8 protein-coding genes are annotated in these 9,542 nt (G+C 52.1%); all 8 read left to right on the top strand.

Annotation, left to right across the window (positions count from 1 at the left end; translation table 11 throughout):
- A partial coding sequence (locus tag HMPREF0670_RS10370) for a SusC/RagA family TonB-linked outer membrane protein (protein WP_009231112.1) occupies nucleotides 1-2,299 on the top strand: 2,299 nt, incomplete at its 5' end.
- Between the two features lie 62 nt (nucleotides 2,300-2,361).
- The gene (locus HMPREF0670_RS10365; RefSeq protein WP_009231111.1) at nucleotides 2,362-3,831 is read left to right on the top strand and encodes a RagB/SusD family nutrient uptake outer membrane protein; all 1,470 of its coding nucleotides are present in this window, start codon (nucleotides 2,362-2,364) and stop codon (nucleotides 3,829-3,831) included.
- Nucleotides 3,832-4,067: 236 nt separating this feature from the next.
- Entirely contained in the window at nucleotides 4,068-4,907 is an 840-nt protein-coding gene (locus tag HMPREF0670_RS10360; RefSeq protein ID WP_009231110.1) for a PKD domain-containing protein, read from the top strand.
- A gap of 23 nt (nucleotides 4,908-4,930) precedes the next feature.
- On the top strand, nucleotides 4,931-5,089 hold the full coding sequence (locus HMPREF0670_RS17125; protein ID WP_157579618.1) for a hypothetical protein: 159 nt from the start codon (nucleotides 4,931-4,933) through the stop codon (nucleotides 5,087-5,089).
- Between the two features lie 76 nt (nucleotides 5,090-5,165).
- Complete coding sequence (locus tag HMPREF0670_RS10355) at nucleotides 5,166-5,957, top strand: DeoR/GlpR family DNA-binding transcription regulator (RefSeq protein WP_009231109.1); 792 nt, start codon at nucleotides 5,166-5,168, stop codon at nucleotides 5,955-5,957.
- 86 nt (nucleotides 5,958-6,043) lie between these two features.
- Complete coding sequence (locus HMPREF0670_RS10350; protein WP_009231108.1) at nucleotides 6,044-6,970, top strand: family 43 glycosylhydrolase; 927 nt, start codon at nucleotides 6,044-6,046, stop codon at nucleotides 6,968-6,970.
- Between the two features lie 71 nt (nucleotides 6,971-7,041).
- The gene (locus HMPREF0670_RS10345; RefSeq protein ID WP_044078135.1) at nucleotides 7,042-8,112 is read left to right on the top strand and encodes an SIS domain-containing protein; all 1,071 of its coding nucleotides are present in this window, start codon (nucleotides 7,042-7,044) and stop codon (nucleotides 8,110-8,112) included.
- Nucleotides 8,112-9,344 (top strand): MFS transporter, encoded by a 1,233-nt coding sequence (locus HMPREF0670_RS10340; RefSeq protein ID WP_044078134.1) that lies wholly within the window; start codon nucleotides 8,112-8,114, stop codon nucleotides 9,342-9,344. The genes HMPREF0670_RS10345 and HMPREF0670_RS10340 overlap by 1 nt, the downstream gene beginning before the upstream one ends.
- The last annotated feature ends 198 nt before the right edge of the window (nucleotides 9,345-9,542 follow it).

Below are 9,542 nucleotides of genomic sequence, written 5' to 3'. Positions count from 1 at the left end.
ACAAAACGTATGGCGTAAGAACAACGTTTGCGACGGTCCGACGTGGGGAATGCTGCGAAACGAAATGCAAGCGGCCTTAGGGCAGGTGCCGCTTTTTGGAGACGTGCGCTCGTTGCCCACCGTTGATTATTTCGATGCCATACTACATAAGAACGCACCCGTGAAGAACGCCGACCTATCCGTACAGGGCGGAACGGACAAGGCCAACTATTACCTCAGCCTGAACGGCTTTTCGCAAGACGGATTGATGAAGAAAACGGCCTTCGACCGTGTTACGCTGCGTGCCAATGGCGAGTTTAAGGCCAACGACTGGCTGACCATCGGCGAAAACATTACGCTGGTGCGCACACGCCAAAACGGCACTTTGGAGAACGACGAGTGGACGAGTCCGATGATGACCACCTACACCCGCGACCCGATAACACCCGTGCGCAACGAAGACGGCAGCTTTACCAAGTCTACTTTCAGCGACATTCACAACCCCGTTGCAACCATCGAGTACAACAATCCCGAAAACATCGTCTATCGCGTGCTGGCCAATGTCTACGCAGAAGTGTCGCCTTTGAAGGGACTGAAATGGCGGTCGACCTATTCTACCGAGTATGCCAACAACGAATATGCCAACTATACGCCCGTGTACTACGTATTCGCGGCACAGCAAAATTCCAAGGAAAACAGCATAACCAACTCTACATACAGCACTTACATGCGCCAGTTTACCAATACGCTTACGTACGACACGCACCTGGGCAACCATGCCCTGCAAGCCATGTTGGGTTGCGAGAGTTATGCCGTAACGTATAAAAGTCTGCAAGCATCGGTAAAGAACGTGCCCAGCAACGACCCCTCGGTGATGTTCATCAACAACGCGCGCAACAAAGATGCAGCGGCTGCCGCCAAGGGCATTACCACACAGCACAAGCTGCTGTCGGGCATGGCGCGCATCAACTACAATTATTTGGAACGCTACCTCTTAACGCTGAACATGAGGCTCGACGGCTCGTCTAAGTTCTTACGCGGGCACCGTTGGGGCGTGTTCCCATCGGTTTCGGCCGGGTGGCGCGTAACCGAAGAACCCTTTATGAAAGACCAAAAGGTGTTTAGCAACTTAAAGTTGCGTGCCGGTTGGGGACAGATAGGCAACGAAGGCAGTGTTGATTCCTACTCGTATGCCACGTTTGCCTCGGCAGGTTCTAACTATGTGTTTGGCGGAAAGCTGATGCCGGGGTTTAGCTTTAACAGCACAGGCAACAGCGAATTGAAGTGGGAAACATCCACAACCGCCAACCTCGGGCTCGACTTCGCCGTGCTAGGAGGTAAGCTCTCGGGCACAATCGAGGTGTTCGACAAGACTACGAGCGACATGTTGCTGCGCGTTCCCGTACCTGGACAGGTGGGAATTGCCGAACCGCCATTCCAAAACGCAGGCAAAATGCGCAACCGCGGATTGGAGCTGTCGTTGCAGTATCGCAATTTCGACCATCCCTTGGGCTACTCGGTGGGGGCAAACTTCACCACCATCTCTAACCGCGTGCTGGACCTGGGCGCCGATGCCTACATCGAAGGGGCGCGTTTCATGAACTCGGTGTACCTTACACGCACCGTCGTGGGCAGACCGATGGCGCAGTTCTATGGACTGAAAACCGACGGACTGTTCCAAAACTGGGACGAGGTGAATGCACAAAAGGCGCAAAAGAACGTGGCTCCGGGCGACGTTCGTTACAAAACGGTGAACAAAGACGACTTGATGGCACCAGAGAACTACACCTATTTGGGAAGTCCGCTGCCCAAGTTCTCTTACTCGCTCAACGGCAGCTTATCGTATAAAGGGTTCGACCTAAGCCTACTTCTACAAGGCGTTTACGGCAACAAGCTGTACAATGGGCCGTCTACTTACAGCCTTTCCACAGGCAACCTGAGCTACAACTTCTCGCGCGACATGGTTAACCGTTGGCACGGCGAAGGCACACAAACCGATGCGCGCTACCCACGCATGGGCGGAACAGACAGCAACAACTCGATATTGCAAAGCGACCGCTACCTGGAAGACGGCTCGTACCTGCGCATAAAGATGCTGCAAGTGGGCTACGAGCTGCCTGCCGCATGGGTTAGCAAGGCCAAACTTACCAAGGCACGCGTGTATCTCAATGCCCAAAACCTATATACGTTTACCAAATATACGGGTCTGGACCCCGAAATAGGCATGCGAGGCGGGGAAGACCCTCTCGATATTGGCGTGGACCGCGGTTATTATCCCACACCCCGACTTTACTCGGTGGGGTTAGAACTATCGTTCTAAACCGCGGTTCAGCCTCCCTTTTACATCCATTACATTACACAACAACCTAAACCGCAACGAAAATGAAGCGACACCTTATATATATCATCATGCCGATGGCAATGGGCTTTGCAGCTTGCGACCCCGAAGGTTTTCTCGACACACCTGTGCCCAGCATCGACCAGAATACGTTCTTTGCCAATGAGAATGCGGCAAAAAGCACGCTCGTGGGCGCATACGACCCGGCCGGCTGGATGAGTTACATACAATATCTTGATTGGGCCATCGGCGACGTAGCCTCGGACGATGCAACGAAAGGCGGCGGCGGAGACAGCGACCAGCCCGAGATGTACGACATAGAACACTTTCGCGCCTCGCCCGAACAGGAACAACTCTCAACGGCGTGGCAACAACAATACGAAGGAATAAACCGCGCCAACCGAGTTATCGCAGGCGTTAAGGGCAATGCCAACATCAGCGAGGCCGCCCAACGCCGTTTCATAGCCGAGGCACGCTTTATGAGAGGGTATTACCACTTCTGTTTGATGAAGGTTTTCGGGGCTGTTCCGTTGGTAGACCATCTGTTGAAACCCTCCGAATACAAGGGCGGAAGGGCATCGATGGAGGAATGTTGGGCCTTTGTGGAGGCCGATTTCAAGGCCGCCATGCAAGAATTGCCCCATAAGAAGAACCAACCCGCAGAGGATTTGGGGCGCGCCACGTGGGGTTCGGCTGCCGCCTTCCTTACCAAATGCTACATTTGGCAGGAGAAATGGAAGGAGGCCGAGGCCTTGGCCAAGGAGATTGTGGCCTCTGGCGATTATAGCTTGCAACCCAATTACGGCGACCTCTTTACCATTGCCACCGACAACGGCGTGGAGTCGGTGTTTGATGTTCAGCTTAAAGACTTCAACATGACGCAATGGGGCGACGAAAACGAGGGTAGTATGATTGAGATATACCAACGCTCGCGCGACGACCGCAACGGCGGATGGGGTTTCGACCAGCCCACGCAGAACCTTTACGACGAGTTTGAACCGGGCGACCCACGTCGCGAATGGACTATCATTAAGCATGGCGCCGTGTTGTGGCAGGGAACCAAAGACGAAGAAACCATTTACACCAACTACGACCCCGTGCACAATCCCGATGCGCCTGCCGTGGGTTATTGTCGCCGCAAAGGTACGTTACCCAAAAGTCAACGTCCGTCTATGGAAGATGCGGCAAGTCTCAACGTGCGCGTGATACGTTACGCCGACGTGCTGCTTTGGCAGGCCGAGGCTGCCGCACACAATGGCAGCGACTGGCAAACGCCACTTAATGCCGTGAGGAAACGTGTGGGGTTGGGCGAAAGTCCTTACAAGAGCGACCCCTTGAAAGCTGTTTATCACGAACGACGCGTGGAGCTGGCTATGGAAAGCCATCGCTATTGGGACCTTGTTCGCACAGGGCGCGGCAACTTGATTGAGGGTTATACCGACAACAAACGCTATCTGCCCATACCGCAATCGGAGATAGGATTGAACCCGAACCTTACACAAAATCCGTATTAATGAGGAGTTAAGGAGTTAAGCCAATAGCATGGGTGACGTTAGGCTAATAGGACCAGTCCGACTTGTCCGACTTGTCCGAAAACTAGAATGAACTGGAAACCGCTAAACAACTCTTAAAGGGCGTTAGCCATTTTTCATCTTTAGAAGTTAAGGAGTTAAGCCAAATGCCTTGTTGCCCTGCGGCCACTTATCTCGTCAACTGAAGTTATTAACACAACCAAACAAAACATACGACAATGAATGCCAAACATAGTATGTTCGCTCTTGCGGTGGCAGTGATATGTTTCGCCGCCTGCGAACCACAAGAAAGCAAAACGGGGAAGATGGGGCCAGCCCCTTCGAACCCACATATAACGATAAACAATGCCGATCCCTACAATCCCATTTTCAGGGCTTGGGCCGACAATGGCTTTATTTATAGCTGGGATATGGGTAACGGACAGGTTATTGCACCTGGCAGAGACACCGCAACGGCTTACTACCCGCTGCCCGGAAACTACAACGTGAGCGTAACCATCTATGGAGAAGGGGCGCAAGAGGTTAGTGCCGACACGACATACACTGTTACTTCGGCCGACCCCACTATGGCGGAGAAACCGCTTTGGAAAGAACTAACGGGTGGAGGAACGGGCGCAACATGGGTGTATAACACCGATACGCAGACGGGTAAGCCCGATTACTGCTACCAAACCACAGGCGACTTGGTGAATTATCCCAATAACTGGATGCCCTCGTCGAGCTGGGGACAGTGCGAAAGGATAACGCCCGACATCAAGGGAGAAATGGTTTTCGACCTCAACGGCGGCGTTAACTACACCTATCACCATGTGGCAGGCGACGCTGGCGTTAAAGGTACGTTCGTACTAGATGCCGAAAAGCGCACGCTAACGGTGAAAAGCCCCTACATCCTAGACCATGCCGTGGGCTGTACGCAGCCTGCCGCAACGGCTACGGGCGTGTATCAGATAATGAAACTCACCGAAGACGAGCTTGTTCTTTGGCAAATGCAAAAGGCGCCGACCTCTGCACCCGGTTCGGGAGAAGGCTGGGGATGGAGCTTTAAACGAAAGAAATAATCTCCAAAACACAACAAATAACGTTGCAGTCGTTGAAAGCCGTTGTGCCAAATGCGTACAGGCGGACTGGCAAACGACATGCGCTCTTTGACATCTTGCACAACAACCACACCTCGCAAACGTTGCTGAAAACCGTTGACGTGGGCTCGCACATGCTCGTCGAGCTGTCGAAAACGATATAAAAAACAACAAATGCGAAACAAAAACAAAGCAAATTGTGTATCTTTGCGAGGTAGAACAACATCACATCATCGAATTATGGAGCAGCATAACACACAGGCAGACAACATCGTTTTTCAGGAAGAACGACTGCGAACGATTGCCGAAAGGCTGGAACGAGAGGGAAGAATTGTTACGAAAGACTTGGTAGACGAACTGAATACCACACCTGTAACTCTGCGAAAAGACCTCTTGTTGCTAGAAAAGCGTGGCTTGTTGAAACGCACCCACGGTGGAGCGGTGAAGGTAAACCGGCTTTATCCAGGCCAAGCGCTTAACGAAAAGGAGAAGATTAACCTCGAAGAGAAAATTAGAATTGTGCGCAAGGCCGCCACTTTTGTGGCCGAAGGCGATACCATCATCCTCGATTCGGGCTCTACAACCAGCCTTTTGGCCAAAGAACTGCGCAACTTTAAGCGACTGGTGGTTATCACTAACGCCTTAAACATTGCCAGCGACCTAAGCGATACCAGCGTAGAGGTTATCGTTGTGGGCGGAAATCTGCTCAAAATGGCCGCCACTATGGTGGGTCCATTGGCCGACGACACGCTCAGAAAGGTGTCGGCCGACAAGCTTTTCATGGGTGTAGACGGCGTAGACATGAACATCGGACTAACTACGCCCGACATCAACGAGGCCAAAACAAGTAGGGTGATGATGGAATCGGCCGGCGAAGTGTTCCTCTTAGTGGATGCATCCAAGTTCGGCAGGCGCAGTTTGGGCGTTATTTCGCCCCTCAACGCCATAGATAAGCTTATCACAACCAAGCATCTAAGCGAAGAAGAGTTTCAACAACTGAGCGAAAACGAAATCGACATATTCATGGTGTGAGGCCCTCCAACTGTTCTCAGGGGTGGTTGTGTGCAAGATGCAAGGAACAAAAGAATTGCATTTAACACAAAAAACAACGATAAGAAATGAGAACAATGAAAATGTTTCTGGCCGTGGCGTCGCTTGCCGTGGCCACAGTTGGAGCGAACGCTCAAAGCAAGGTTTATCCCCAAGTAGTAGACGACCAACTGGTTATTCAAGGCGACAAATGCGGCTGGGATGCCGGCACCGTGCACACTTTCTCGGTAGTCGAGGCCAACAAAGACGGCTATAAATACTGGGGCTACTATGGCCTCGACCATTACGAAAACGACGTACATTTTCGTAAAGCAGGACTGGTGCGCAGCAATAACCTCACCGACTGGGTGAAGTACGAGGCCAATCCCATCATCGCAGCCAACTGCCGATGGCCCACTGTGGTGATGAGCGATGGCAAGTTCTACATGTTTTACGCCGAATATAAGGGTCCAAATAAAGACAGTCGCATCGTGATGGCCGAGAGCGAAAACGGCATCGACTTCGACAACAAGCGCGTTGTTGTGCCATACGCCGATGGAGAACAAAACCAAAACCCCTTTATCTACTTTAATAAGAACGACGGCTTTTTTTATCTTTTCTATTATAACGGTACCGAAAGATCGAAAAACAACCCACGTTGGAACGTGCTGGTAAAGAAAAGTAAGCGCGTGGCCGACCTGCCACAGCAGAAGAGTTACGAGGTGGTTACATCCAACAAAACCCTTGCCGCACCCTCCGTTGCCTATCATGGCGGCACATATTACCTGCTCGTAGAAGAGTTTAGCGACGACACCCACACCAAATGGGTTACCAATGCGTTCTCGTCTAAGGAGGTAGACCGCGGCTACCAGCGCGTAACCAACAACCCCGTACTTTATAAAAACGATGCCTGCGCCTTCCAATACGTGCTCGGCGGGCAGCTCTACGTAACTTATTCGCACTGCACCGACCTATCAAAAGGCCAGTGGGTTATGCGCATGATGAAGACAAAATAAGGCGAAACGCCATTTGTAATGTTTCATTGCAGGCATCTTCGCCTTGCGCGTACATGCTTGCACAACAGTTAATGAATATGTCAACCAATAAGTTTCTTACCGAAATACTGGAACAACCTGCTGCCATAGGCAACATCATCCACTTCTATTCAGCCCCCGAAGGCATGGAACTCTTGCGCAAAACGAGGGAGGCCATCGCACAACGTAACATCCACGACGTGGTGTTTACGGGCATGGGCAGTTCGTTCTTCATCTCGTTTGCAGCCGCAAGCCTGTTCAACCAACAGGGCATTCACGCCCATTACATCAACACGAGCGAGCTGTTGCACTACAATCTCTCGCTGCTCAACCGCCCCACGCTGTTGGTTTGCGCCTCGCAGTCGGGCGAAAGCTACGAGATTAAAGAGGTTTTAGAGCGTCTGCCGCAGTCGGTGTACTGCGTAGGCATTGTCAATGAAGAGGATAGCGCACTTGCAAGAAAGGCGGATGTGGCCCTATTGTGCAAGGGCGGCCGCGAAGAGATGACCTCAACAAAGACCTATGTGCTCACTTCCCTGGCCGCTTGCATCTTGGGATTGTATCTTAGCGACCGCTGGAACGCCCACACGCAACGCCAATTGGCAGGCTTACAAGCCAAATTTGAAGACATGTTGGCAAGCCACGACCAATGGCTGGACAAGGGACTCGACTTCCTTGGCGACCTCACCACGTTGCAAATCATCGCCCGTGGCCCATCGTTCTCCACCGCTAGCCAAAGTGCCTTGATGTTTAAAGAGGCCACCCACATCGCTGCAACAGGCATCTTGGGCGGCGAATTCAGGCACGGACCAATGGAAATGGTTGCTCCTGGCTTTAAGTCGGTGTTGTTTGCATCCGAGGGTCGCACGCTCGAACAAAGTCTGAAGATGGCCGAAGACATTGCAGGTTTTGGCGGACGCGTATGGCTTATCACCAATTCGCACGATGCCGTACAGCATGTAACAGACAACATACTGCCCGTTTACGTAGACGAACAAGACGAATACCTGTTCTCCATCTTAAGCATCCTGCCCTTACAGCTCTTCATCGACGAGTATGCCAAACGTCATGGTTTCGAGGCAGGCAGCTTTTCGCGCGGTGCAAAAGTAACCGTAACCGAATAATGAAAGGAGGGCGAACGATGGGCAACAGTGGGAAAAGACAAACCATGCTTTTGGGCATCACGGCCTTGATATACGTGGTGTTTGGCCTTCTAACGTCGGTTATAGGCGTGGCCATCGACCGTTTTCAGGTGCAATATGGCGTGTCGCTAGGTGTGGCCGCCCTGTTGCCCTTGGCCTTCTTCTTGGCCTATGGACTAACGTCGATACCTTTTGGACTGCTTACCGACCGTTTCGGGGCAAAGTCTGTGTTGCTTTTGGGCACGGCATTGATGGGCACAGGCTCTGCCCTTTGCTACCTCAGTGCCGCGGCTTGGGCGGTTATCGTGTCTGTATTTCTCATCGGCACGGGTGTAACGGCTGTGCAGATAGCGGGCAATCCCTTTGTTCGGGAGCTCGACCAACCATCGCGCTACACTTCTAACCTAACCCTCATCATTGGTATCGGTGCTTTGGGTTACGCACTTAGTCCGCTCATCGTACCCGTTTTGCAGGCCAACAACCTCAGTTGGACCACCATTTACCTGCTCCTGGCAGTGGTTAATGCCGTGATATTCGTTGTAGTAGCATTCGCGCACTTCCCAAAGACCACCACCAATGCCGACGAACGGCTAAACCTGGGTAGGTTTTTCCATCTCTGTCGCAACCCTTTGGTGTTGGTTTATGCCTTGGGCATCTTTCTCTATGTAGGCGGCGAAGTGGGCGTTTCGTCGTACATCATCACCTTTATGAACAACGTTCACCACCTCAGCAACGACCAATCGTTTTGGCCCGAATCAACATTTATGCACCAACTCTTCCCATCAAAAACCGCCCTCATCGTGGCTTTGTTCTGGCTTTTGCAAGCCGTGGGCAGGCTGGTGGCATCGGCCTTGATGCGTAAGGTAAGCGAACGTGCGGTCTTCATCGTGCATAGCACCCTCACCGTGGTGGCCTTGGTGGTGGCCATGATGGGCAGCGAAGGCGTGGCCTTGGTGTCGTTTGCCCTTGTGGGTTACTTCACTTGTGTGTCGTTCACGGCCTTATTCAGTGCCGTCATCAACAGTTTCAACCACGATCACGGCATGCTCTCAGGCATTTTAGGCACAGCTATTGTGGGCGGAGCTTTTATTGGCTGGCTTGTTGGGGCTGTTGGCAACGCCCATGGCATGGTTTGGGGCATGGCAGTAAATGTCGTTGCCTTTGCATACGTCATGGCTGTGGCTGTGTGGGGGAAAGGAAAACATCTAAGTTAGGCCTCATCTCCACCCATTTCCAAGGGGAGAGGGGAAGTAAAATACAATGCTGCCTTTGTGCTGATAAGCACAAGAATCGGTGCTGTGGCAACATGAATGAATGTAGTATGCAGTGTAGTATCAATGCAAATCACTCCCCTCTCCCCTTGGAGAGGGGCGGGGGTGAGGCTTTCTTTGCTCAATTCTCATAAACTTAAA

The organism is Prevotella sp. oral taxon 317 str. F0108 (assembly GCF_000162415.1).
In the GTDB taxonomy this organism is placed as follows: domain Bacteria; phylum Bacteroidota; class Bacteroidia; order Bacteroidales; family Bacteroidaceae; genus Prevotella; species Prevotella conceptionensis.
Note: the sequence above shows the minus strand (reverse complement) of the source record. Positions and strands in the feature narration are given on the sequence as shown.